Genomic DNA, 23,483 nt, shown 5'->3' with positions numbered 1-23,483 from the left:
GGTCTCCACAAGGGATGGTTTCGTTGAGTAAAGCGTGGGCTCCCAAAAGAACCCTATAGCGGGTAACGACGACGAACGCGGGACTGGTACAAAAAACCGAGTAACTGACCAGGTGAACCAGACTGATTGGCACAGCCGGGCGCGTTCGGGCGGTGTTGCCTGCAACCTCTGGACCCCGGATCGGGTCGGAGTGTTGTAGCGATGACCTGCATTTTTTCCTGAATACGGGTCAATACCCGCCCGAAGTAACTGAGCTGTAAGTAGTTTTGATTATAGTTTATCAGAAAAATACCAGTATTCCCCGGTAAAACCGTTAAAAAAAAGGAGCTGGCCTGCTCGTGCTGGCTCCAAGCAGTATAATGGCGCAGCTGATCCTCGATTGTGAGTTGATGAAACACCCCTTCTCGGGTTTATATACGTACTGCCTGAATCTGGGCGAACACCTCAATACTGAGCTGCGGGCTGCGGGCCGCGATCCGTTGCTGATGTACCTGCCACCCCGCCGGAAACTGCGCCTGCCGGCCGAGCCGCACCACCTGCCCGAGCGCCGATGGCACCGGCTGATGCAGCCCTTTCTGCGCGACTGTCGGGTGTGGCACGCGCCCTTTCAGTCGGGCCGGTTACTGCCCGACAAGCGCCGGTACCCAAACCTGAACGTCGTGCTGACCGTGCATGATCTCAACGTACTGCACGAAGGTAAATCGCCGGCCGACCAGCAGCGGAGTCTGGCCCATACGCAGGCCCTGATCGACCAGAGCGATGCCATCGTGTGCATCTCGGCCTTCACCCGTTCCGATGTGCTGACCCATTGCGATACGGGCAACAAGCCGGTGCAGGTGATCTACAACGGTGCCGGGGCCGTGGCTGCCCCGCCGGCTATGCCTCCCGCGGGGGCGCCCCCGGGCCCGTTTGTGCTGGGCATTGGCTACCTGAACCGCAAGAAAAATTTCCACGTATTGCTGCCCCTGCTGGCCGATAACCCCGACCTGTCGCTGGTGCTGGTGGGCCGCCCCGACGACCCCGATTATGTAGCGCAGCTGCGGGGCACGGCACAGGCGCTGGGCGTAAGCGATCGGCTGCACCTGCCCGGCCCCGTATCCGAAGCCGACAAGAGCTGGTATCTGCACCACTGCCAGGCGCTGCTGCACCCCTCGCTGGCCGAAGGGTTCGGGTTGCCCGTGGTCGAAGCCATGCAGTTGGGAAAACCTGTTTTTCTCTCGCGCCACACCGCCCTGCCCGAAATCGGGGGCAGGGCGGCCGCGTATTTTGCCGATGAGGAACCGGATACCGTTCAGGCCGTATTTCGGCAGGCCCGTCCCGATTTTCAAGCCGCTGACCAAGTTGCGGCCCGGCGGGCGCAGGCAGCCCGCTTTACTTGGGCGGTCAGCGCCCGTCAGTATCTGGCGGTGTATGACAGCCTGCTGGGCTAGGCCGGCCGGGGGCGGCCAGATTTAATTTAAAGCGATTTGGGCTGGGGGGTGTTCTACCCTAAAGCAACCATCATGGCCCACGAGGAGAAGAAGAACAAGAACACCAAGAAGGTAGCAACCAAAGCGCCCAAAGGCAGTGGCCCGAAGGTGCCCAAGTATGAGCAGAACGAAACGAGTATCTCGCCACTCGACCTGTCGCCGAAGGCAAAGAAGAAGTAAGCACCGGTCTGAAGCCGGCACGTTTGCCTGCCGACCAAGACCAGAAAAGCCGCCCTCACGCATGGTGAAGGCGGCTTTTCGCTTTTGACTGATACGAAGCCTGCTGACGCAGGGACGCAAAGGTGCGCCCCTGCGCAACGACTTAGGCGCCGGGATAGCCCGGGTTCTGCGTTTTCAGGTTCGGGTTGTTCAGCAACTCCTGCCGCGGAATGGGCAGCAGCAGGTGCTTCTCCTGCAGCGGACGGTTCGAGCTAGGGTTGATGTGTCCAACGAAGGCGTCGAAACCATTGGTTTTGTCGTTATACACCTTCCGGAGCCGAACCATGTCGAACCAGGTGATCTGCTCGTAGCAGAGCTCGTGCCAGCGCTCGCGCAGCACCGCATCGCGGAAGGTCGCCTGCGTGAAGCTGCCCAGGGCGGGCGTCGTCAGCGTGGCCCGGTCGCGAATCTGCTTCATGGCGTTGTAAGCGGCCTGGGTAGGACCACCCACTTCGTTCTGCGCTTCGGCGTAGATCAGCAGCGTTTCGGCATACCGTATCTGGGGCACGTTTAGGTTGTTCTGCCGTGTACCGGCTACGCCCGACGTACCGTTGGCGGTGCGGTTGAAGTGCTTGAACACGTAGGGGGCGCCCAGGCTGAACGGCGCACCGTTGCCGTTGGTGTAGTAGGTGGTGTAGAAGTACCCCACCTGATCTTTGGCCCGCAGGTCGCCGGTTTCGTAGGACGTGTAGAACGACGGCGTTGGTACCGAGCTACCCGTACCACCCGGCCCGTTGTAGGTAACGGGCTTGAAGTTGGGGTAGAAGTTGTCCATGGGGTTGCCGGCCACCGACGTGTTGTACTGAATCATGAACAGGTGCTCCAGCCGGTTTTTGTTGCTTTCCCGGTGTACGTCGTCGTAGGTCGGGAAGAGGGCAATCGACGCGGGGTTGGCGTTGGCGTAGGTGATCACCTCAAACGCTTTGTCGGCAGCCAGTTTATAGTGCGAGGCACCCTTGCTGAGCGGGAAACCGGCCATGGTCAGATACACCTTGGCCAGCTGCGTTTTCACGGCAGCCTGATTGACCCGGCCCGTGATGTTGGTCCAGGGCAGGCCGGCCGCTTCGGCCGCTACCAGATCGTCGACGATAAGCTTGTAAACATCTTCCTTCGACGTACGACCCGGCATGAATACATCGGCCGGTACTTCCTGCGGATTGAGAATTGGTCTTGTTACCAACGGGATATCACCCCATAGCTGCACCGCGGTGAAGTAAGCCGAAGCCCGCAGGAACCGGGCTTCGCCCAGGATCCGGGCTTTCTGGTCGGCGTTCATCTGCGGGATGCCCGGCGTCCGGTCGAGCACCAGGTTGGCGTTGGCGATTATCCGGTACAGCCCGTTCCAGTAGTTCACGACGTGGATGGTATTGCCGTCGTGCACCAGCCCGTAGAGGTTGTTGAGGTCGGAGTTCTGGGCGGTCTCGGTGGTCGAGGTACCGGTCAGGGCTTCCAGCAACTGCCAGTTGTTGGAGAAAATCCCTGCTCCGTCGCCCATGAACCGCAGACTGGCGTAAGTAGCGGCAATGCCGGCTTCAGCGTGGTCGGGCAACGTGTAGAAAGTATTCGGACTCAGGTTAGACGGGGCCTGTTCATCCAGGAAGCTTTTGCAGCCCGTAAAGGTAGCCAGGGCAAAGCCAACGAGCAGCGCCCGGCTGATGTGTTTGACGTGAGTATGCAGCATACGAAGTAAAGCGGTCTTGTGCGTATCCGGAACGGCTTACAGGCCAATCTGAATGCCCAGCAGATACGTGGTTGGTTTGGGGTAGTTGTGCCAGATCATGCCCTGCGAGAAGGCGCTGTTGCCCGTGCCCTGGTTGGTGGGCGTTACTTCGGGATCGCCAACGATGGGGTCGTCGACCAGCAGGAAGAAGTTCTGAGCCGATGCGTAAAGCCGGAGCCGGTTCATCTTCAGCCGGTTGGTGATTTCGGCCGGGAAGGTGTAGCCCAGCAGCAGGTTACGACCGCGCAGGAATGAGCCGTTTTTGATCCAGTGGCTATCGACGTTGGTTACGTAGCCCGCCCGGGTATCACGCACTTCGGCGATAGGCGTGTTCTGGTTGGAGGGTGTCCAGGCCATCAGCACCGAGGTGTAGCTGTTGGCCAGCGCCTGCCGGTCTTCGCTGGAGTGCAGGTTCATCAGCATCACCTTGTTGCCGTACATATACTGCATCTCGAAGGTGGCATCGAAGTTGCCGAAGCGGAAGTTGTTTGTCAGCGCACCCCAGCCTTTCGGGCTGCCATTGCCAATAATGCTGCGGTCGGCGTCGGTGATGGCGCGGTCGCCGTTCACGTCGAGGTACTTGATGTCGCCGGGCAGAATCGTCAGTCCGTTGCGGTAGCTCGTAAAGCGGGCGGCTTCTTCGCGCTCGGCCTCACTCCAGGTACCCAGGCGCGTCAGGCCGTAGAACGAGCCGACGGGTTCGCCCACCCGGATCACGTTGGTCGGGTTGGTGAAGTTGGGCCCGCCCACGTTGAAGATATCCGAAGGCGTTGCCAGCGAGAGTACCTTGTTGCGGTTCAGCGAGATGTTGAAGGTGGTGTTCCAGGTAAATTTGCCCCGATTCACGTTGACCGTGTTGACTGAAAACTCGAAGCCCTGGTTCTGCATCGAGCCCACGTTGCGCCGGATGGTGGCGTAGCCGCTTGACTGGGGGACCGGTGCATCGAGCAGCATGTCGGTAGTCAGGCGGTAGTAGTAGTCGGCTTCGAGGTTTACCCGGCCCTTAAACAGGCCCAGTTCAACGCCCACATCGGTCTGAGCCGTTTTTTCCCAGCGCAGATCGGGGTTGGCCAGCCGGCTGATACCCGTACCACCCGCCCGCGTGTCGCCATAGACCGTGGCATAGTTCGAACTCAGCAGCGAGAGCGAGGTGTAAGGCGGAATTTCGGAGTTACCCGTCAGCCCGTAGCTGGTGCGCAGTTTCAGGTTCGAAACAACCGGATTACCCTTCAGGAAGTTTTCTTCCGACACCCGCCAGGCCAATGCTGCCGAGGGGAAAAAGGCAAACTTGTTGTTTTCGCCGAACTTCGACGATCCGTCGGCCCGACCCGTCAGCGTAAACAGGTACTTGTTCTGGAAGCCATAGTTGATCCGGCCGAAGTACGAGTTGAAGGCAAACCGATCGGCAAACGACGTCACCTGCGGGTTGGTAGCCCCGGCCCCCAGGTTGTTGAAACCGAAGTAGTCGGTCGCAAAGCCACTCACCGATGCTCCGATGCCGAAGCGGCTGGTTTCCTGCCACGAAATACCCAGCAGTCCCGTAAACGAGTGGTCGGTACCGATCTGCTTGTTGTAGGTCAGGTAGTTTTCAATCGACCAGAAGTTGGTGCGGTTGTTATTGCCCGACGCGTTGCCGTTGCCGCCGATGTTCAGTGTGCGGGTCTGCGACTGGTTGATTTCCTGGGTCTGCACGTTGGTACCCAGTACCGACCGAAACTCCAGCCCTTTGGCCAGGTTGAGGTTGAGGTACAGGCTTCCCAGAATGGTCTGCGTGTTCTGGATGTACCGGCGATCCATCAGGCGGTGTACCGAGCTCATCGATCCCTCGGCCTGCGGATAATCGCGGTTCTCGGCGAAAATACCGGTGTCGGGGTAGCGTACGGGCAGGAAGGGAAAGTCTTCCACAATTTGCCGCGCCACGGCGTCATTCACGTCGACGAGGTTTTCGGTCTGGTAGTTGTAGTTCAGCGTACCGCCGATTTTGAGCCACGACTTCACCTGATCGTCGATGGTGAAGCGGCCCGAATACCGTTTCATGTACGAGGTTTTGATCAGCCCCTGATCGTCGCGGTAGTTCAACGACAGCGAGTACTGGGTGCGTTCGCTACCCCCGCTGAAGCCCAGCTGGTGGTTTTGCGACAGCTTGTTCTGGGCCGATTCCTTGAACCAGTCGGTATCGTAGAGCGGGTTCAGGTTGGCATCGAATACGCCCGGGTGGGCTGCGCTGAACGATTTGCGTCTGGCAATGGGGTCGAGGTTGGCGTATTTGCCGGCTGCCCAGCCTGTGGGGTCATACTTGGCGATATTGGCGTAGGCCAGGTCTTCAACGGCCAGGTACTCCTTGGCATTGAGTACTTTGGGCTTGTTGGGACCGATGGTGTTTACGCTGAATTGCCCGTCGTAGGTCACCCGGCTTTCGCCCGCTTTCCCCTTGCGGGTTGTAATCAGGATAACGCCGTTGGCACCCCGCGCCCCGTAAATGGCCGTCGACGAAGCGTCTTTGAGCACTTCGACGTTGGTGATGTCGTTGGGGTTGATGTAGTCGATCGGGTTGCTAAACTGATCGCCCGTGCTTTGCGGCAGCATAACACCATCGACCACGTAAAGCGGGTTGTTCGAGGAGTTAATGGAGCTGAAGCCCCGAATCCGTACCGTGGTCCGGCCACCGGGCCGCCCCGAGTTGGTGTTGACCTGCACGCCCGGCAACCGGCCCGACAGCTGCTGGTTGAGCGACGGCGCCGGCCGCTCGAGCAGCTCGACTTCCTTCACGCCCGATACCGCCCCGGTCAGGTCCGACTTGCGGGCCGTACCGTACCCGATCACGACAATCTCATCGAGCACCTTGTTGTCGGGCTTCAGCGACACCGTAATGGCAGTCTGCGATCCCACAGTAATTTCCTGCGGCACGTAGCCAACGTAGGAGAAAACCAGCACTGCATTGGTTTCCGGCACTTCGAGCCGGTAGCGGCCCTCGGCGTCGGTGACGGTACCGCGCTGTGTCCCTTTCAGAATAACGCTGACGCCCGGAATGCCTTCGTTCTTCTCATCCGTCACCCGTCCGTCGATGGGCCGGTCGGCCCGAAGACGGGCAAACGCACCGGGCGTGGCGGCATAGGCGTCGGTAAACGCGGGCTGGCCGGCTGTCAGAAAGCAGGCGAGCAGAAACTGGCCCGTAAGCCAGCCCGCGGTGGGCCGGATCGATACAGGTAAGGGTTTGTTCATACCGTTAAGGTGTTTAGATACCGATAGGTTGTAGATCAGTTAGCTATCTACTTTTCCTTTCGGATCTATAGAGAAAATACACCGTTGTTTATACTGATACTTTTTAAAATTTTATTAAAATAGTGACAGGAAAGGTTGACCAGTGGATGCGTACAGGGGCCAGCGCAGGTCAGGCGTCGTCTATTGCCTGGCCTATCGGATGATTGGGGGGCTTGTGGGGGGCGTAACCATCGTCGAAAACAACGGCAGCCGCCCCCACGCATGGTGAAGACGGCTGCCGGCCGCTGGCCGATTCGGACGAAGCAGCGTATCAGAACGTGTACCGGGCGCCCAGCTGTACGGAGTAGGGGGTACCCTGTTTCTGGGTGGTGCCTACGTTCTCGTTAACCCGGTAGTTATACTGGCGCGTGGTGGCGTTGAAACCCGATGGGGTTAGCAGCGTCTGGTTGACCAGGTTATAGTTGCCGCCCCAGTTACGCCGGGAGACTGCTTCGCCCCCCCGCGTCGTTACGCCGTCGAGCACCTGGCCCAGCAGGTTGGCAAAATTGAACACGTCGATGCTCAGGGCCAGCGACTGGGTTTTATAGGTTTTGATCGACTTGGCCAGCCGCACGTCGAACGTACCCGAGAACGGGTTTTCGCCCCCGTTGCGGTCGAAAATGCGGCCCAGGCTGTTGCGGATCGCGCCGGCCGCTCGGTTGTCGGGGTTGTCGAGCACTTTCTGCATCGATGTCCGCACCGCCTGGCTGACTTCCGGATTGGCCGGATCGAACACAAACGCCAGATCGTTATCGGTACCGGGGCCACCCACAAAGTCGCCGTTGATGTCGCCGTCGACCGTCAGGGAGTAGCGGGTGCCGCCCATGCCCGTAAACCGGACGCTCAGTACCACTCCGCCAAACGAGGGCGTCGAGCCGTACGCCACAAGCTTATGCCGGAACTGGTTGTCGGAGTAGTTGATCTCGTCGAGGCTGCGTGGATCGCTCTTGATGGGGCGGAAGGTGGAGGTGTTGGCCACGTTGCCGTTGTAGGAGGTGTTGTCGCGGGCATCGTTCCAGGTGTAGCTGAACGCCAGCGACCCGTTGCGGGGCAGCCGGATTTCACCATCGACAATGAAGCTGAGCGTTTGCAGTCTGGCACCGTTGGTCAGCATCAGCGTGCGGCCCACGGCCTGCGTTTTGCGACCCAGCACGTTGTTGGTCTGGCCGCTGTTGGGCGCAATCGAACTGGCCGGTACAAACACGCCCCGGTTGGCTTCGTTGCTCAGCGTAAAATACGGCTGGTCGACCAGGTTACGGTCGAGGTAGACGTAGTTATTCACGGTGCGGGCGTAGAGTAGGTTGGCACCCAGCCGCACGTTGTCGCCGAAGAAGTGGCTATACGACAGGTTGGCTTTGTAGATGGTCGGCACCTGGAAGTTCGGGTCGTTGAGGTTGATCGTCGACACGTAGCTGGCACCGGCCGGGATGCCGGGGGCCGTGCCCGGATCGTTGCGATAAGCCACAAAGTCGGGGCGGGGCACCAGATTGGGCTGGCTGGCATTGGCCGGCCGTGTCACATCGATGGAGGCCACTTTGGTGCCGCTGTTCTGGATGTTGTTGACCTGCGCGTAGTTGATCACGTAGGCCGAGAACGCCCCGCCCCCCAGCCGGATAATGTCGCGGTTCTGGTTTTTCACGTTCCAGGTCAGCTGCAGCCGGGGCTGAATGTTGTTCCAGTCGGTTGGGTTGGCATCGGTGCGCAGCCCCAGTTCACGCGCCACCACCGGGTTGTAATCGCCCTTGGTGAGGTAGCTCGTCAGGTCCCAGCGCAGACCGGCCTGCACCGCCAGATCGGGGCGGGGGTTAAACTGCACCTGCCCGAACAGCGACGCGTTGAGGACGTACTGCTGTACCGACGGAATGCCGTTGATGGGCACTTCGCGGGCATAACGCGACGGGTTCAGAGCCGCAAACTCGCGCAGGTTGTTGAAGACAAACCGCCCGTTCTGTTCGTTCGAAATGTAGGTGTCGAGGTACGTCAGTGTGTTGTCGGTGCCGAACGTAAAGTCGTAGCGGCCCTTGTTCCAGTAGAGCGTATTCACCAGCTGAACCTGCTTCTCCAGGTTGCGTTCGGGCGTAAAGCGCTGCCCGCCCAGCTGCACCGACGTGCTGCCGTTGCGGCCGTTGGGCAGCACCGAGTTGACCGTGACAATGGCGCGCGGAATGTTGGCCGAGGGCAGCAGGCTGTTGGTTTCGTAGTTCCGGGTCGAGTACTGGTACTGCACTTTCAATTCGTTGACCAGCGTGGGTTTGATGGTCGACCGCAGCGAGAGCAGGGTGCTGTTTTCGCGCGATTTGAAGTTGCCATACACCTCAAACAGGTTGATGGCCGAGTTGTCGTTGTTGCTGTTGGGGTTGTTCCAGTCGCTGTAGTTGTTGCGCAGGGTCAGCGTGTTTTTGGCGTTGATCTGCCAGTCGAACCGCGTAAAGACGGTGTTGGCCACCGTTTGCCGGTTAAACTCGCCTACCTGCTGCGCCGTGCTGAGACCGTATTTCTCGCGGCCAATCTGAATCACACTGTCGAGTACGGCCTTGCTGATGTTCAGGGCGTTGGCATCGGCATCCTGCCGGATATCGGCAATGTAGAACGGGGCCGACTCCGTTTGCCGGTCGAGGGCCACGAAGTAATGCAGCTTGTCTTTGATGATGGGGCCACCCAGGCTGAAGCCATACTGGAAGCGGCTGAAATCGGCCACCCGGACGTTGCCCCGCATGTCGCGCGGACTCGACAGCCCATTGGCGTTGTAGTAGGTAAAGGCCGTGCCGGTAAGGGTGTTGGTGCCCGATTTGGTCACGGCGCTTACCGTGCCGCCACCCTGCCGGCCCTTGGTTACGTCGTATTCGTTGGCGACTATCTCAAACTCGCGGATGGCCTCGAGCGAGAGCGAAAACGGACCACTGCCCAGCGCACCACTCGTCAGGTTGTTTCGGGCGCTGGCCCCGTCGATCAGGTAGTTGGTGCTGGACGCGAGCTGCCCGCCCACGCTGCCGCCATTGCTCAGGGGCGAGAGCGCCAGCAGGTTGGTGAAGCTGCGGTTGAAAACGGGCAGTTTGGTCAGGTTATCGGCCGTGATGGCGGTGCTGGCCCCCAGCCGGTCGACACGGTTTTTGAGGCTCGTACCCGTAACCACCACTTCCTGCACCTGCTGCTCGTTTTCCGAGAGGGTGGCGTTCACCGTAATCAGATCGCCCTGGTTGAGCTGGTAGCCAGTGCGGGTCTGGGTGGCAAATCCGATAAACGAAAACGTAAGGGTGTAAGGGCCGCCCAGGGGCAGTTGCTGGATGATGAACCGGCCGTCGACTTTGGTTTGGGTGCCGGTTTTAAACCCGGTCGATTCGTTGCGAATCTGTACCGTAACGCCGGGCAGAGCGGCCCCGGACGCATCTTTGACCAGCCCCGACACGGTAGCGTCGGTAGCCTGTCCGAAGGCCGACAGCCGACCCAGCAGGAGCAGGGTCAGCAGCAGCACGCGCGAACGTTGTTGAGTGAGGAAGGAATCGAAAACGTGTTGCATAAAACGGGTTATTGTTGAAATCGGGTGCAAAAGTCCCGCTTCCCGGCCCGCACCAGGTGTTAAGTTTTAACATGGCTTTAAGGCTTAATAAACCGTTGATCTGCGGACGTTTTGGGCCCGAAATCTTCTCGATTCGATAACAGTAGCGCCACACCGGCGTAATGGCGGCTGCTTATACTACCGGACCGGCTGCCGGTTGAGCTTTTTGGAAACCGTCTGGCGGGTCGTACCGGTTAGGTCGGCCATTTCCTGGTAGGAGAGCAGACGCAGGGCGTTGTGGACGCGTCCGTCAGCGTCGGTGATCGACTGGTTGTAGGCGCGCTGGAGCGCCTGCAGCCGGGTATCGGTGTCGGCATGAGCCATGTGGAGCAGCCGCGTCTCGGCCTTGCACCACCGCCGAACCACTACCCGGTTGAACCACTCGGCCACAACCGGATCGTGGATGATGATGTGCCGGAAGTAAGCCAGCTCTACGGCCAGCAGGCTGGCTGCCGTAGCGGCCTGGGCAAATTCGAAAAACTCGACCCCATCGGAATCGAGGTAGTGGAGGTTGCCAAACGTTTCGCCGGGCAGCAGCAGGTCGTAGGTGACCCGCTCGCCCAGGGGTCCCAGGCTCCCAATCTTGACCGCCCCCGTGTCGATCAGAAAAATAAACGGCGATTCATCGGTGGGTTTATAGAGAAACTGCCCAGCCGCCACCCGCATGGATGTAACGGCGGACTGCTGGCGGAGGAAGTCGGGTATAGCGAACATAACGACCGATCCGTTGTCTCGGCTCGTCACCACCGTGACGGGCCGAGACAACGGATCGGTCGGTAAAGGTACCGGTAGCGGCAGGCTTCTGATGCCTGTTTTACAGGGACGGTGCGTACTTGTACCATTCTTCCGACTTTTGTGTACCGGCCACCTGTGTTGGAGGAGCCTGTTGCAGCATACATTCCCGTCGACCTCATGAACGACCCCACGCAGACCGGGCCGCAGCCGCCCACGCCCTTCGCCCAGACGTACTTCCACGGCACCAAAGCCGACCTGCGGGTCGGCGATCGGATCGAGTGCGGGTATTCGTCGAACTTTGGCGCCCGGCAAAAGGCGGGCTACATTTTTCTGACGGCCACCCTCGACGCGGCTATCTGGGGCGCTGAACTGGCACTGGGCAACGGCCGGGAGCGGATTTACCTCGTCGAGCCGACCGGCCCCATCGAAGATGATCCCGATCTGACCGATCGGAAGTTTCCCGGCAATCCCACCCGATCGTACCGGTCGCAGCACCCGTTTGTGGTCGTGGGCGAGGTGGTGGGCTGGCAGGGACACGATCCCGACCGGGTGCAGGCCATGAACGAGGGGCTGGCCCGCCTGCACGCGGAGGGCATACGGTCGCTCAATGACGAGCCGGCCTCCGACAGTTAGTTGAACGAGGAGCGAAAGGCCAGTGGTGTCTGACTGGTCTTGCGTTTGAAAAACTTGCTGAACGACTGCAAATGCTCGGACCCCACCCGGTTTTTTAGTACTTACCTGTGCCAGCCGGTCAATTCGAGCCGTGGCACCGGTCCCCGGGGTAGTGACTTTTAGCCCCTGCGTCGGTCTTGCTAGTGCAAGGTTCCGTCGCTACCAACTACCGGTCGGGGCGGCCCACCCACCGAAATCATGAAAAAACTCGCGTTTATCGACGCACTCAGAGGGCTGGCCATTCTGTGTGTGCTGATGATTCATACCGATCAGTACGGAACGACCAGTGTGGCCCGGCTACCGCAGCTGGTTATTGCGCAGGGCATGCGGGGCGTGCAGCTCTTTTTTCTGGTCAGCGCCTTCACGCTGTTCTACTCGTTCCGGCACCGATCATCGGCCGATGCGAAGCCCATCCGGAATTTTTACATACGCCGGTTTTTTCGCATCGCCCCGCTCTACTACCTCGGTATTGTGTATTACCTGTTTCAGGAGGGGCTGGGACCGCGCTACTGGCTCGGCGACGAAACGCATATTACGCCCGCCAACATCGTGGCCAATGTTCTGTTTCTGCACGGGTTCAATCCCTACTGGATCACGAGTGTGGTGCCCGGCGGCTGGTCCATTGCGGTCGAAATGCTGTTCTACGCGGTGCTGCCCGTGCTGTTTTTTCAAGTTAAAAAGCTGAACGACGCCTTTACGGCTTTTGTGATGAGTCTGCTGCTGAACGCCGGGCTACGGGCCCTGTTCACGACGTTTCCGCTTATCACTGACAGCCGGCTCTGGAACGACTACCTCATTATGTACCTGCCGAGTCAGTTGCCCGTTTTCTGCCTGGGTATCCTGCTCTATTTTGTGGTGGTCGCCAACGAAAGCATACGCCAGCTATCGGGCCGGTCGATTCTGCTGCTGACCGGCTTGCTGTTTGCCCAGCTGATCACGGGCAACCAGTATCTGTTTCCCGATTACCTCGTGTTCAGCTTCGGATTTCTGGGGTTGGCCTATGGGCTGAGTCAGTACCGGTTCGTCGGGTTTGTCAACCCCGTTGTCAACTACATCGGCACCATCAGCTTCAGTCTGTATCTGGTGCATTTCGCCGTACTGCATGGCCTGACCAAACTGGGACTGGTCGACTTCGTGGCCGATGGTACGCTCAATTACCTGATCCGGTTTGCGCTGGTGCTAACCGTGAGCGTGGGCGTAGCCAGTATCGTGTACCGGGTGGTCGAAGTGCCGGGGCAGGCGCTGGGGCAGAAGCTCATCGACGGGCTGGAGCAGCGGGCAGGCCGCCGGGCTGATAGCCGCGCCCGCGTCGTTGAAGTTCCGGAGCGCCACTGACGCGAACTGGGCTGCCAGCGGGTACGGCCGGCCGGTCGCCGGGGATTATGAAATCCGCAATCCTCATTCTGGCTACAAACTACCCGGATCTGACTACAGCCGTCATGTCGTCGACGCGGACCTTTGCCCTGTCACTAAAAACATGACAGCTATGGAGACCTACACAGGTAATGAACAGGAGCAAGGCGCACCAACGCCGATGACGTCTGAGTCGACCGCGTCGAAAATTTGGTTGATCACGGGGGCTTCGAAAGGGTTTGGCCGGGTCTGGGCCAACGCGGCTTTGCAGCGGGGCGATCGTGTGGCTGCAACGGTCAGAGACGAGGGAACCCTGTCGGAACTGGTCAGCCAATACGGCGACGCGATACTGCCCATTCTGCTCGACGTAAACGATCGCGATGCCTGCTTTGCAGCAGTCGACAAGGCACTGGCGCATTTCGGCAGGATCGATGTGCTGGTCAATAATGCCGGGTATGGGCATTTCGGCTTCGTCGAAGAAATTTCGGAAGCCGAAGCCCGGCAGCAGGTCGACACCAACCTGTTTGGATCGCTCTGGCTGATTCAGGCCGTTTTGCCCGGTATGCGACGCCAGCAAAGCGGTCATATTCTGCAGGTATCGAGTATTGGCGGGGTGATGGCTTTTCCGAACCTGAGCATTTACCATGCCACCAAATGGGCTGTGGAGGGCCTTTGCGAATCACTGGCGCAGGAAGTAGCCCCGTTCGGCATCCGCGTCACGCTGATTGAACCCTCGGCTTACGCTACCGACTGGGCAACGGTGTCCGCCAGTCGTAGTGCGCCAAACGATGCTTACAACGGTATGCGGGAGGCCATTCTGGCCAACAGCGGTGGTATGACCTTTGGGCGGCCCGAAGCAACGGCAGCAGCTGTCCTGACGGTGGTCGATGCCCCCGTTGCGCCACTTCGGCTTTTTCTGGGTAAAATGCCGTTCAGCCTGATCGGACCAACCTATCAGAAACGGCTGGAGACCTGGGCGCAATGGCGAACAGTGTCTGAGCAGGCCGACTAACGAAAAAAGCGTATCATGGTATTAGGGAAACCTGATCGGCGTATCGCAACCAGGTTTCCCTGCCCTCGTTTAGCGTCGCTATGAGTACTACGGCAAAACACATGCTGGTAAAGTCGGTATCTGAACTGCACAGGCTAATGCGGTTGCCCGGACCTTTGCATCCGCTGATCAGTCTGATCAATATGGATCAGGTGACGCCGGCAGGCTACACCGAGCCAGTTCAGGTCGTACTCGATTTTTACGGAATCTCCCTGAAGAAAAACGTAGTCGGCAAACTGCGCTATGGCCAGCAGTACTATGATTTTGATGAAGGCGTGCTGGCCATGACTGCCCCCAAACAGGTACTGTCGGTCGCCAACGGCGAAACGTATCAGGTATCGGGCTGGTGGCTGGTTTTTCATGCCGATTTCATTCTGAACTACCCTTTGGGAAAACGAATCAGACAGTACGGCTACTTTTCCTACGCGGTCAACGAAGCGCTGCACCTGTCCGAAAACGAAGAAGCGATGCTGGAATCTATTTTCCGGCAAATAGAACGGGAGTATAAGACATCGATCGACTCGTTCAGCCAGGACGTTATGGTGTCACAGCTCGAGTTGCTGCTCAACTACTGCAACCGCTTCTACAACCGACAATTTCTGACCCGAAAAGCGCCCGGCAACGAACTGCTGGTCAGACTGGATAGCCTGTTGGTCGACTATTTCGACCACCGTGTGCAGGAGCAGGGGCTACCTACCGTGCAGTACGTGTCGACGCAACTCAATGTGTCGGCCAATTACCTGAGCGATATGCTGCGGGCTATTACCGGGCAGAGCACCCAGCAGCACATTCACAATAAACTTATTGAAAAAGCGAAAGAAACACTGCTCACAACGGATTTATCGATCAGCGAAATAGCCTTTCAACTGGGATTTGGGCATTCGCAGTCATTCAGCAAACTGTTCAAACACAAAACCGATTATTCGCCCCTGGCTTTCAGGCGGTTATTCAACAACGGCTGATACACAAAACCCCGTTTATGCGGCAGGTGCAGGCCCGCCTGGGGGGGGGGCGGGAGCCGGATAGCACGGGCTGGGGCACGGGGCGTCGGGCCGATTAACAAATTGTGAACAGGCCTCTCGGCCGGCCTAAACCGCGTAGGTTTGCGGCCTGTTTCCTCTTTACAACCGTCATGAAACTCTGGATTACCCTCGGCGTACTCGGTGGTTTGGCCCTGTCTGGCTGCCACTCGACCCGCCCCACCCGTTCGGCTCCGGCCCAATCCGTCACTACCATTGCGTTCGGCTCGTGCAGCGACCAGAAACGCCCGCAACCGCTCTGGGATGATATCGTGGCCCAGAAACCCGATGTATGGGTGTGGCTCGGCGATAACATTTATGGCGACTCGGAGAATATGGATACCCTACGCGCCAAGTACAACCGCCAGAAAAATAATCCTGTTTATCAGCAGCTGCGTCGGCAAACGCCCATCATCGGCGTCTGGGACGATCACGATTACGGCGTTAACGACGGCGGCAAAGAGTACCCGCGCCGGCGCGAAAGCCAGCAGCTGATGCTCGATTTTATGGACGTGCCGGCCGGCAGTCCGCTGCGCACGCAGGAGGGCGCTTACTCGGTACATACCTACGGCCCGGCGGGGCAGCGCGTGAAAGTGATTCTGCTCGATGGCCGCTACTTCCGCGACCCGCTCCGGAAAAATGGCAAAGACAACGTGCCCGATCCAACGGGCGATATGCTCGGCGAAACGCAGTGGCAGTGGCTGGAGCAGCAACTGACCGGCTCCGACGCCGATGTGCACGTAATCGGCTGCGGCATTCAGTTTCTGTCCGATCAGCATCCCTACGAGAAGTGGGCTAATTTTCCGGTGGCCCGCCAGCGTCTGCTCGATCTGCTGGCCCGCACCAAACCCAAAGGCACGCTGCTCATTAGCGGTGACCGCCACATTGCCGAGTTTGCCAAAACCCGCCTGCCCGGCCTGAACTACGACCTCTTCGAGATCACGAGCAGCGGCCTGACGCACGTGTCGAAAGCGCACGAAGAACCCAACCCGTACCGTGTTGGCGAGATGGTAGCCAAACTCAACTATGGCCTCATTACGATCAACTGGGACGCCAAACCGCTGTCGGCCACGCTGCGCATCAACGGCGACGAGGGGGCTACCCACGCTGAGCAGACAGTGCAGTTCTAGGCGCTGCTGAATGCATACCCGTATCGTACGCAAACGGGGTGTTGGTACCAGATCCGGTCTGGCGCCAACACCCCGTTTTTGATCTGGAGCAGACCGCTTACTTCAGCATCTCAACGGTGTTGATTTCGGGCCCACCGCCGTGGTTGGCCGAGCCCGCCACAATGTAAATGTGATTGTTGTAAACGACGGCCTGCGTGCCGTGGCGCCCCTGGTTGAGTCGGGGGCCGGCTGTCCAGCGCCCCGTTTTGGGGTCGAGGGCTTCGGCTTCGTTGTGAGCCAGCACCTGCTCGGTTTCGCCCCCGATGATCCAGACCTTGCCGTCTTTGGTGACGGCTGTGCTGCCCCCCCGCAGCGTGGGCAGGTTCGATGCCGCCGGCAGGGTAGACCATCGGGCCGTTTTGAAATCGTACACATCCACGTCGGGCACGGTCAGCTGCAGCACCTTGTTGATGCGGGCCGTGGAGAGTCGGCCGCCGGCCACGTACAGCTTACCGTCGGCCACGGTTACCTGTACATGATCGCGGGGGTGGGGGGCGTCGGCCAGTCGTTTCCAGGTATCTGTTTTCGGGTCGTACTCATCGAGCCAGGCCACATGCCCGTCGTAATGCCCGTCGGTAATGCCGCAGACCATGTAGATTTTGTCGTTGTAAACCACCGTACCACCGGCCCCGCGCTGTTTCTCGGCCGGAATAACCGGCCCCAGCCGCCACGCGCCCTGTTTGGGGTTGTAAATGTAGATGTTGGGCAGCACCGTTTCGTGCGGGTAGCTGCCCCGGAAAGCCCCCATCACGTAAATCTCGCCCCGGTAGCTGACGGCCTGAAAGTGGTTCATTTCGACCGGGGGAGCAGGCAGCCGTTGCCAGACCAGCGTTTTCAGGTTCAGCGCTTCGAGCGGCTTCATGCCCCGCCCGCCCAGCGCGTACAAACTGTCGCCGATCAGCGTAGCCGCATTTTCGTGGCGGGTCGAGCAGGTATTCTGGGGCGTAACCGGCTGCCAGGTCTGCGCCTGAGCGAGTAGGCAAAAGGGGAGCAGCGAGCTGCCAAGCGCCAGTGCAAAACGGGTTAGAGACGATGCGTGCATGAAACAGGGTTGAATGTAGGCGGAGTTTTGATTCCGGTCAGGGAAAGGTAGCGCATAGCCGCCGGATTTCGGCGCACAATCGGCTCCCCCGTTTACCGCGTCAGCTGTAGTGAGCTGTCGTTGATGGCGAACGATTTGTTTTTGAGCAGGGACAGCACCTCGGCGCCAGCCAGCAGCACGGGTCCGTAGCCGTGGGCCGCAAATACATTGATGGGCCGGTGGTAGTAGAAGGCCGGATCGAAGCCCATGCCCGTACCCACACACGTACCGTCGACCTGCCCGCCGGGCGTGACCTTGGTACTTACCGCATTCCAGCCCAGCAGTGCCATGGGTGCATAGGCCATGGGATCGAGCCAGCCCCGGTTGATACCGCGCGCCAGGCTGTAGACGTAAATGGCCGTTGCCGATGTTTCGAGGTAAGAGTCGGGCCGGTCGAGCAGCTGATGCCAGAAGCCTGAGCCCGATTGACAGGCAGCCAGGCCGCGCGCGTGGGCCCGGTACAGATCGAGTACGGCTGGCCGGCCGGGGTGGCTGGCGGGCAGTACCTCGAGCAGTTCGGCCATCGTCATCAGCGCCCAGCCGTTGGCCCGCGCCCAGCGAAACTCGGGATGAATGCTCATGCCTTCGACCCAGCCGTGCATAAACAGGCCCCGGTCGCGGTTAAACATCCGCTTCGAAAATTGCAGCACCTGCTTCACCGCTTCGTCGTAGTATTTTTTGTCGCCCGTCAGCTTGCCCATCTGCGCCAGCGCCGGAACGCTCATGAACAGATCGTCGAGCCAGAGTGTGTTGGCCTGGGGCCGGTTGCGGGCCAGCGTACCATCGGCCAGCCGGTGCTCTTTGGTCAGAATGTAGTTGATATAGGTATCGATCTGCGGACGCAGATTGGTTGGCAGGCTGCCCGCCCGCGACGCTTTGATCATGGCGGCACACATGGCGCCGGCATCGTCGAGGGCGTGGGGCGCCAGCATCGGCCGCAGGGGTGTGTTAGCCGTTGGGTCGGCCGCCACCTGCGCCTTGAAATACGGGATCAGGTCGACCAGAAAGCCCAGGCGCTTCGTGGTGTAGGCCGCATAGCGCGGGTCGCCGGTGGCCTCACTGGCCAGCAGCATACCGGCATAGGTAACGCCCCACTCGTAGCTCGTCAGTCGGAAATCGCCGGGCTTGATGATCGCGTTGGGGTTGAAGGGCTGCTTCAGATCCTGAATGGGGGTATTCGACTGCCGATCGATCAGTACAGCCGGGGTGGCGCCATCGAGGTACGTGTACACCCGGTTCAGCACGGCCTTCACGCTGTCGGGCCGGGGGGCGCCGTAGGGTACCGGGTAGTCGGGCTGCAGCAGGTGTAGTGGGGTGGTCGAGTCGTTGGCTTTGGGAGTGTTGGGCTGGGCAGACAGCAGGCTGGCCGCCGTAAGCAGGGCGGTACCGGTCAGTAGTAGTGATTTAGTCACGGGTTTGGCGGAATGGAAAAACGCAGGTATTTCGTTCTGAAAAGCCAAAACCACCCCGGCAATACTCACCCCCGACCGGTCTGGTCGGGGGTATCAGGTCCGTCAGCGCCGGGCACCCACCAGCGTCAGCAGTTGCTTATAGATCACGTTGTTTTTCCAGAACAGCTGCGCCACCATGGGCACGTGCTTTTTGCCGGGTATGGGCGTAAACTGGTGCTGCACGCCCAGGGCCTGGAGTTTCTGCCGGAATTTCTCACTGCTGCTGGCAATGCTGGGGTAGGTCTTGCCCCCCACAAACAGGAGCATGGGCGGGCTGTCGGCCGATACATGGTACATGGGCGATACCGCTTTCCAGACGGCCGGGTTCTGGCCGAAGGGCACCAGATACTGCCGGTCGTTGGGGTATTCCATCTTGGTCAGGTAATCGTACATGTCCAGTCCGGCCGGATCGTCGAGAATGGCGCCTTTCACGGGATTGGCGCTCAGGCCCAGGTCGGTAAAAAGGCGGGTGTTGGTGGCCAGCAGCGCAGCCAGCCCCGCCCCGGCCGAGTGGCCCATTACGTAGATGCGGGCGGGGTCGCCACCGTAGTCGGCAATGTGCTGCTGGGTCCAGCGCACGGCCCGGGCCGCGTCGTTTGCCATGGCCGGCACTTCTACCGCTGGCGCCAGCCGATAGTTGATCACCACGGCCACCACGCCCTGTTTGGCCAACTGCCGGCCAATAAACCAGTAAATGTTTTTGCTGCCGCTGTTCCAGCTGCCGCCGTGGATGAATACCACCACCGGGCGTTTGGTGGCCGACGACCGGCGGGGGGTATACACATCGAGCCGATGCCGCTCGGTATCGAAATCGGGCGCGTCGGCCGCCACGTAGGCCAGGTTCTTAACGCGCCGGCTGGCGGGCCAGGCCAGGGCGTTGTCGCAGGTAAAAAACAAACCGATGAGTAACAGGAGGGTGATGGCCAGCAGTGGGCGGCCGAAACGGTAGGTACGCATGAAGCAGGAATGGTGGTTAACGATCGGCAGCGGACCAGCCGGCCCCGGCCATACCGTTAAAAACCAATTCGCTCGCGCGTTTGTTGGAGGCCCATGGCGCGGGCCAGTTCGAGCGCTATCCGGTCGTCGTACCGGCGCTTCCAGTGGTCGGCTTCGAGCCGCAGCTTGTCGAGTTCGATCTGCTGTTTCTCGACCAGCAGCTGCAGGGTTTCAAGCGCGTGGGTATCGAGCTGGGGCGTGGCCACGGCGTCGAGGGCCAGCGGCTCATCGGTCAGCAGGGCGACCACCGAAACCTGCAGGACCTCGGCAATCTGGGTCAGCCGGGCAATGGTCAGGTCTGTTTTGCCCCGCTCAATGTCGCCGTAGGCTGTCGTCGACAGGCCCAGCAGATCGGCCATGTTTTCCTGCGAAAAACCGTGCTGCAGGCGATGAAGTCGTATTTTTTCGGCAATTGCCCGTTTCATCTCAAGTAGGAGCGATAAATTGTAAACCAAAACCGACCGGGATTTTCGGGAGGATAACGCAATTTTGTGCCAATCGGTGCGGTTTCCAACGCCCGGCCCACCGGACGCAGGCTAACCGGGCGGGTGGGGCTGCCAGCCGAAACTTACCGGCTCGTTAAACTGTTTTTAAACCAGGAAGTAAATACCCTTTATGAATTACGAAAAAGAATTCCGCAAGTACGCCGTGCATCACATGGGCCTCAACGGCCTCACGGTGGATGGATATGTAAACCATACCGTCGAAAACATGACCCGTTCGGTTATCGAAGAACGCCCGATGAACTTCCGCGAAGTGGACGTTTTCTCGCGATTGATGGCCGACCGGATTATCTTCATGGGCCTGCCCGTCGACGATAACATCGCCAATATCATTGTGGCCCAGTTGCTCTTTCTGGAGTCGGCCGATCCCAAGAAAGATATCCTGATGTACCTGAACAGCCCCGGCGGTTCGGTTTATGCAGGGCTGGGTATCTACGACACCATGCAGTACGTTCGGCCCGATGTGGCTACTGTCTGCACCAGCCTGGCAGCCTCGATGGGTGCCGTTCTGCTGGCTGGCGGTGCCGCCGGCAAACGTACGGCACTGCCCCACGCCCGGGTTATGATTCACCAGCCATCGGGTGGCGCACAGGGACAGTCGGTCGACATCGAAATCACCGCCCGCGAAATCGTGAAACTCCGCGTGGAGCTGTACGAAATTCTGGCGCACCACTCGGGTAAGACCGTCGAAGAAATTGAGCGTGATTCGGATCGCGACAAATGGATGCGTGCCGAAGAAGCCAAAGAATATGGTCTGATCGACGAAGTACTGCGTCGGGAAAAATAAGCGGCTGCCATCGGCCGGTCGGGGTCGTTTGGGGCGACGGTTCACATGGGTGGGCCGACGCGCCAGACGACCTTTTTTTGTGGCCCGCCGGGCTGGCCGGCAAGCGGGTCGCCCGATCAGGCAACAAACTGACAGCCAGCCGGCGCGGAGTGGCCTGCGGGGCCGTCGCGGAAACGTCACTGAACCGGGCTCAGGCGTTGCCTTTCTGGCCGTATAGTAATAAATTTGCTCGGAACCGACGACCCTGGTCAACTGGGGTCGTTGTTGTTTTAGGGCCTTTATCCTGCCAGCGGACAGGCCCGTTTACTGGCTGGCCGTACACCTACTGATAAGTTTAGCGTTCATGACCCAAATTAGTTGTTCGTTCTGTGGACGACGGAAGAATGAAGTGTCCATGCTGCTGTCGGGCATCGACGCGCACATCTGTAACAACTGCATTGAGCAGGGACACCAGGTGGTGATGGAAGAAGCGCGCCCGCAACGGAGCGAACCCGCCGACATCAAGATCAAGCTCATCAAGCCGGTGGAGATGAAACAACACCTCGATCAGTACGTGATTGGGCAGGACGACGCCAAAAAAGCCATCACTGTAGCCGTCTACAACCACTATAAGCGGCTGATGCAGCCCAAAACCGATGACGGTATCACGATTGAGAAATCGAATATCATTATGGTGGGCGAAACCGGCACCGGCAAAACGTACTTGGCCCGCTCCATCGCGCGCATTCTGGAAGTGCCGTTCTGCATTGCCGATGCCACGGTTATTACTGAAGCCGGCTACGTGGGCGAAGACGTCGAAACCATCCTGACGCGCCTGCTGCAGGCCGCCGATTACAACGTGGAGATGGCCGAGCGGGGTATCGTTTACATTGACGAGATCGACAAGATTGCCCGCAAGTCAGACAACCCGAGCATTACCCGCGACGTAAGTGGCGAGGGGGTACAGCAGGCGCTGCTCAAGCTGCTCGAAGGGTCGGTGGTACACGTACCCCCGCAGGGTGGGCGCAAGCATCCCGATCAGCGGCTGATCGCGCTCAATACCGAGAATATTCTGTTTATCTGTGGCGGGGCGTTCGACGGGGTCGAGCGGCACATCACCAAGCGGCTCAATACCCGGCCCATCGGCTTCTCGGGCAACCGCCCCCTCAACGAAAGTCTGGAACGGGGTCACCTGATGCGTTACATCTCGGCCCTGGACTTGAAATCGTTCGGTCTGATTCCGGAACTGATCGGTCGCCTGCCGGTGCTGACCTACCTCGAGCCACTCGACCACAGCGCCCTGCTGCAGATTCTGACCGTACCCCGCAACGCGCTGACCAAACAGTACAACAAGCTGTTTCAGATGGAAGGCATTGCCCTGACGTGGGACGAGGCTGCCCTAAACTACATTGTGGAACAGGCCATGATTTACGAACTGGGCGCGCGCGGACTGCGCTCGATCTGCGAGTCGATCATTACCGATGCCATGTTCGAACTGCCGTCGCAGCCGGGGGTCGACGAACTGGTGATCACCGAAGCCTATGCCCGCGAGAAATTCGGCAAAAGCAGCGTATCGCTGATGCGTTCGGCCGCCTGATGGCTCGGCCAAATTTTCTCCTGCAAAGCCCTCACTTGTCGCCAATGTGAGGGCTTTTTTTGTGTTTTTGGGAAAATACGTGTACCCGATTCAACAAATAGAGGTGCTGGCAGTTTACCCGTTGTTCATCTGATCAGTTCACCTACAAGACAACACGTTGATGAAAGCTCTCTCCCTGTCCGTACTGGCGTCATTGACCGCCGTTAGCCTGCTGTCGTCGTGCAGCCGCCCCACTGCCTATTTCCAGCGCACACCGGCCGTTTCGTATGCCACGCCAGCCCCCGCAGCGGCCCCGGTAGCCACGCCGGCCGTCGTGACCGAACAGCCCGCTGTAGCGGCAGCCCTGCCGGCCCCGGCATCCGAAACAAGTCCGACCGTGGCCGTGCAGGCTAAAGCTGCGCTCGATCAGATCGACGCGCTGGCCAGCACCAAGGCAGGCCTGACCCAAAACAAACGGACGGAGAAGCGACTGAACCGCGTGCGTACGATGCTGGCATCGATGACGGCTCCGTCGGCAACGGCGGCTCCGGCTACGCCCAAAAAGGCGAGCCTGCTGGAGCGGATGATGCTGAAAAAAATGGATAAAAAGATCAGCCGGCAACTGGCGCCTGCCAACCCCGAAAAAACCATGATCAGCACCGGTACGCTGACACTGGGTGCGGTACTGGTTATCGTTGGCTTGCTGCTGGTACTGCTGACCACCGGCGCGGGTGCCACGATCGGTATCATTGCCCTGCTGGCGGGTGCGGTAGTGCTGCTGCTGGGCTTACTCTAGTGCGTCGATGGGTGGAGCCCACTGGCCAGAAATGCGCCCGACGGCGCTCTCAGGGCAGTTGACTCCACCCGATGTTCAGTCAGATTTCAT

18 protein-coding genes are annotated in these 23,483 nt (G+C 59.5%); 10 read left to right on the top strand and 8 right to left on the bottom strand.

Annotation, left to right across the window (positions count from 1 at the left end; genetic code table 11):
- The first annotated feature begins 359 nt into the window (after positions 1 to 359).
- Positions 360 to 1,430, top strand: coding sequence for a glycosyltransferase family 4 protein (locus tag ACYVAC_RS01460; protein ID WP_461095768.1), 1,071 nt, complete (start codon positions 360 to 362; stop codon positions 1,428 to 1,430).
- A gap of 72 nt (positions 1,431 to 1,502) precedes the next feature.
- Positions 1,503 to 1,649: a hypothetical protein gene (locus ACYVAC_RS01455; protein WP_461095767.1), complete on the top strand. Its 147-nt coding sequence runs from the start codon at positions 1,503 to 1,505 to the stop codon at positions 1,647 to 1,649.
- Between the two features lie 142 nt (positions 1,650 to 1,791).
- Here the strand turns inward: ACYVAC_RS01455 and ACYVAC_RS01450 are convergent, their stop codons facing one another.
- The 4 genes from ACYVAC_RS01450 to ACYVAC_RS01435 form a co-directional block, all read right to left on the bottom strand.
- Positions 1,792 to 3,369, bottom strand: coding sequence for a RagB/SusD family nutrient uptake outer membrane protein (locus ACYVAC_RS01450; protein ID WP_461095766.1), 1,578 nt, complete (start codon positions 3,367 to 3,369; stop codon positions 1,792 to 1,794).
- 36 nt (positions 3,370 to 3,405) lie between these two features.
- Positions 3,406 to 6,630, bottom strand: coding sequence for a SusC/RagA family TonB-linked outer membrane protein (locus tag ACYVAC_RS01445; protein ID WP_461095765.1), 3,225 nt, complete (start codon positions 6,628 to 6,630; stop codon positions 3,406 to 3,408).
- Positions 6,631 to 6,940: 310 nt separating this feature from the next.
- Positions 6,941 to 10,186 carry a TonB-dependent receptor gene (locus tag ACYVAC_RS01440; RefSeq protein WP_461095764.1) on the bottom strand — a complete coding sequence of 1,082 codons (3,246 nt, stop codon included), beginning with the start codon at positions 10,184 to 10,186 and terminating at the stop codon, positions 6,941 to 6,943.
- 177 nt (positions 10,187 to 10,363) lie between these two features.
- Positions 10,364 to 10,939: a Crp/Fnr family transcriptional regulator gene (locus ACYVAC_RS01435; RefSeq protein ID WP_461095763.1), complete on the bottom strand. Its 576-nt coding sequence runs from the start codon at positions 10,937 to 10,939 to the stop codon at positions 10,364 to 10,366.
- Between the two features lie 198 nt (positions 10,940 to 11,137).
- Here ACYVAC_RS01435 and arr point away from each other — a divergent pair, with 198 nt between their 5' ends.
- The 5 genes from arr (at position 11,138) to ACYVAC_RS01410 (ending at position 16,185) form a co-directional block, all read left to right on the top strand.
- Positions 11,138 to 11,593: an NAD(+)--rifampin ADP-ribosyltransferase gene (arr, locus tag ACYVAC_RS01430; RefSeq protein ID WP_461095762.1), complete on the top strand. Its 456-nt coding sequence runs from the start codon at positions 11,138 to 11,140 to the stop codon at positions 11,591 to 11,593.
- 237 nt (positions 11,594 to 11,830) lie between these two features.
- Positions 11,831 to 12,967, top strand: coding sequence for an acyltransferase family protein (locus tag ACYVAC_RS01425; RefSeq protein ID WP_461095761.1), 1,137 nt, complete (start codon positions 11,831 to 11,833; stop codon positions 12,965 to 12,967).
- Positions 12,968 to 13,118: 151 nt separating this feature from the next.
- Positions 13,119 to 13,997 carry an SDR family NAD(P)-dependent oxidoreductase gene (locus tag ACYVAC_RS01420; protein WP_461095760.1) on the top strand — a complete coding sequence of 293 codons (879 nt, stop codon included), beginning with the start codon at positions 13,119 to 13,121 and terminating at the stop codon, positions 13,995 to 13,997.
- Positions 13,998 to 14,077: 80 nt separating this feature from the next.
- A complete protein-coding gene (locus ACYVAC_RS01415) occupies positions 14,078 to 14,998 on the top strand; it encodes a helix-turn-helix domain-containing protein (RefSeq protein ID WP_461095759.1) in 921 nt (306 codons plus the stop codon).
- Between the two features lie 170 nt (positions 14,999 to 15,168).
- On the top strand, positions 15,169 to 16,185 hold the full coding sequence (locus ACYVAC_RS01410) for an alkaline phosphatase D family protein (RefSeq protein WP_461095758.1): 1,017 nt from the start codon (positions 15,169 to 15,171) through the stop codon (positions 16,183 to 16,185).
- A 97-nt stretch (positions 16,186 to 16,282) separates the two neighbouring features.
- On the opposite strand, the gene ACYVAC_RS01405 is transcribed toward ACYVAC_RS01410, so the two are convergent.
- From ACYVAC_RS01405 to ACYVAC_RS01390, 4 genes are all read right to left on the bottom strand, one after another.
- Positions 16,283 to 17,266 carry a Kelch repeat-containing protein gene (locus ACYVAC_RS01405; protein ID WP_461095757.1) on the bottom strand — a complete coding sequence of 328 codons (984 nt, stop codon included), beginning with the start codon at positions 17,264 to 17,266 and terminating at the stop codon, positions 16,283 to 16,285.
- A gap of 92 nt (positions 17,267 to 17,358) precedes the next feature.
- Complete coding sequence (locus ACYVAC_RS01400) at positions 17,359 to 18,717, bottom strand: glycoside hydrolase family 88/105 protein (protein WP_461095756.1); 1,359 nt, start codon at positions 18,715 to 18,717, stop codon at positions 17,359 to 17,361.
- Positions 18,718 to 18,819: 102 nt separating this feature from the next.
- Positions 18,820 to 19,713, bottom strand: coding sequence for an alpha/beta hydrolase (locus ACYVAC_RS01395; RefSeq protein ID WP_461095755.1), 894 nt, complete (start codon positions 19,711 to 19,713; stop codon positions 18,820 to 18,822).
- Positions 19,714 to 19,769: 56 nt separating this feature from the next.
- Positions 19,770 to 20,177: a helix-turn-helix domain-containing protein gene (locus ACYVAC_RS01390; RefSeq protein ID WP_461095754.1), complete on the bottom strand. Its 408-nt coding sequence runs from the start codon at positions 20,175 to 20,177 to the stop codon at positions 19,770 to 19,772.
- A gap of 190 nt (positions 20,178 to 20,367) precedes the next feature.
- Here ACYVAC_RS01390 and ACYVAC_RS01385 point away from each other — a divergent pair, with 190 nt between their 5' ends.
- The 3 genes from ACYVAC_RS01385 (at position 20,368) to ACYVAC_RS01375 (ending at position 23,393) form a co-directional block, all read left to right on the top strand.
- Positions 20,368 to 21,042, top strand: coding sequence for a ClpP family protease (locus ACYVAC_RS01385; RefSeq protein WP_461095753.1), 675 nt, complete (start codon positions 20,368 to 20,370; stop codon positions 21,040 to 21,042).
- 343 nt (positions 21,043 to 21,385) lie between these two features.
- On the top strand, positions 21,386 to 22,618 hold the full coding sequence (gene clpX / locus ACYVAC_RS01380) for an ATP-dependent Clp protease ATP-binding subunit ClpX (RefSeq protein ID WP_461095752.1): 1,233 nt from the start codon (positions 21,386 to 21,388) through the stop codon (positions 22,616 to 22,618).
- Positions 22,619 to 22,778: 160 nt separating this feature from the next.
- On the top strand, positions 22,779 to 23,393 hold the full coding sequence (locus tag ACYVAC_RS01375) for a hypothetical protein (RefSeq protein WP_461095751.1): 615 nt from the start codon (positions 22,779 to 22,781) through the stop codon (positions 23,391 to 23,393).
- Positions 23,394 to 23,483 lie beyond the last annotated feature (90 nt).

Source organism: Spirosoma luteolum (assembly GCF_054778875.1).
Note: the sequence above shows the minus strand (reverse complement) of the source record. Positions and strands in the feature narration are given on the sequence as shown.

Excerpts from the sequence above, each read along its gene's own strand:
- ACYVAC_RS01390 (WP_461095754.1), bottom strand. The coding sequence starts at position 20,177 with ATGAAACGGGCAATTGCCGAAAAAATACGACTTCATCGCCTGCAGCAC.
- ACYVAC_RS01420 (WP_461095760.1), top strand. The coding sequence starts at position 13,119 with ATGGAGACCTACACAGGTAATGAACAGGAGCAAGGCGCACCAACGCCG.
- ACYVAC_RS01435 (WP_461095763.1), bottom strand. The coding sequence starts at position 10,939 with ATGTTCGCTATACCCGACTTCCTCCGCCAGCAGTCCGCCGTTACATCC.
- ACYVAC_RS01395 (WP_461095755.1), bottom strand. The coding sequence starts at position 19,713 with ATGCGTACCTACCGTTTCGGCCGCCCACTGCTGGCCATCACCCTCCTG.
- arr (WP_461095762.1), top strand. The coding sequence starts at position 11,138 with ATGAACGACCCCACGCAGACCGGGCCGCAGCCGCCCACGCCCTTCGCC.
- ACYVAC_RS01455 (WP_461095767.1), top strand. The coding sequence starts at position 1,503 with ATGGCCCACGAGGAGAAGAAGAACAAGAACACCAAGAAGGTAGCAACC.
- ACYVAC_RS01445 (WP_461095765.1), bottom strand. The coding sequence starts at position 6,630 with ATGAACAAACCCTTACCTGTATCGATCCGGCCCACCGCGGGCTGGCTT.
- clpX (WP_461095752.1), top strand. The coding sequence starts at position 21,386 with ATGACCCAAATTAGTTGTTCGTTCTGTGGACGACGGAAGAATGAAGTG.
- ACYVAC_RS01415 (WP_461095759.1), top strand. The coding sequence starts at position 14,078 with ATGAGTACTACGGCAAAACACATGCTGGTAAAGTCGGTATCTGAACTG.
- ACYVAC_RS01405 (WP_461095757.1), bottom strand. The coding sequence starts at position 17,266 with ATGCACGCATCGTCTCTAACCCGTTTTGCACTGGCGCTTGGCAGCTCG.
- ACYVAC_RS01450 (WP_461095766.1), bottom strand. The coding sequence starts at position 3,369 with ATGCTGCATACTCACGTCAAACACATCAGCCGGGCGCTGCTCGTTGGC.
- ACYVAC_RS01425 (WP_461095761.1), top strand. The coding sequence starts at position 11,831 with ATGAAAAAACTCGCGTTTATCGACGCACTCAGAGGGCTGGCCATTCTG.
- ACYVAC_RS01410 (WP_461095758.1), top strand. The coding sequence starts at position 15,169 with ATGAAACTCTGGATTACCCTCGGCGTACTCGGTGGTTTGGCCCTGTCT.
- ACYVAC_RS01460 (WP_461095768.1), top strand. The coding sequence starts at position 360 with ATGGCGCAGCTGATCCTCGATTGTGAGTTGATGAAACACCCCTTCTCG.
- ACYVAC_RS01440 (WP_461095764.1), bottom strand. The coding sequence starts at position 10,186 with ATGCAACACGTTTTCGATTCCTTCCTCACTCAACAACGTTCGCGCGTG.
- ACYVAC_RS01375 (WP_461095751.1), top strand. The coding sequence starts at position 22,779 with ATGAAAGCTCTCTCCCTGTCCGTACTGGCGTCATTGACCGCCGTTAGC.
- ACYVAC_RS01385 (WP_461095753.1), top strand. The coding sequence starts at position 20,368 with ATGAATTACGAAAAAGAATTCCGCAAGTACGCCGTGCATCACATGGGC.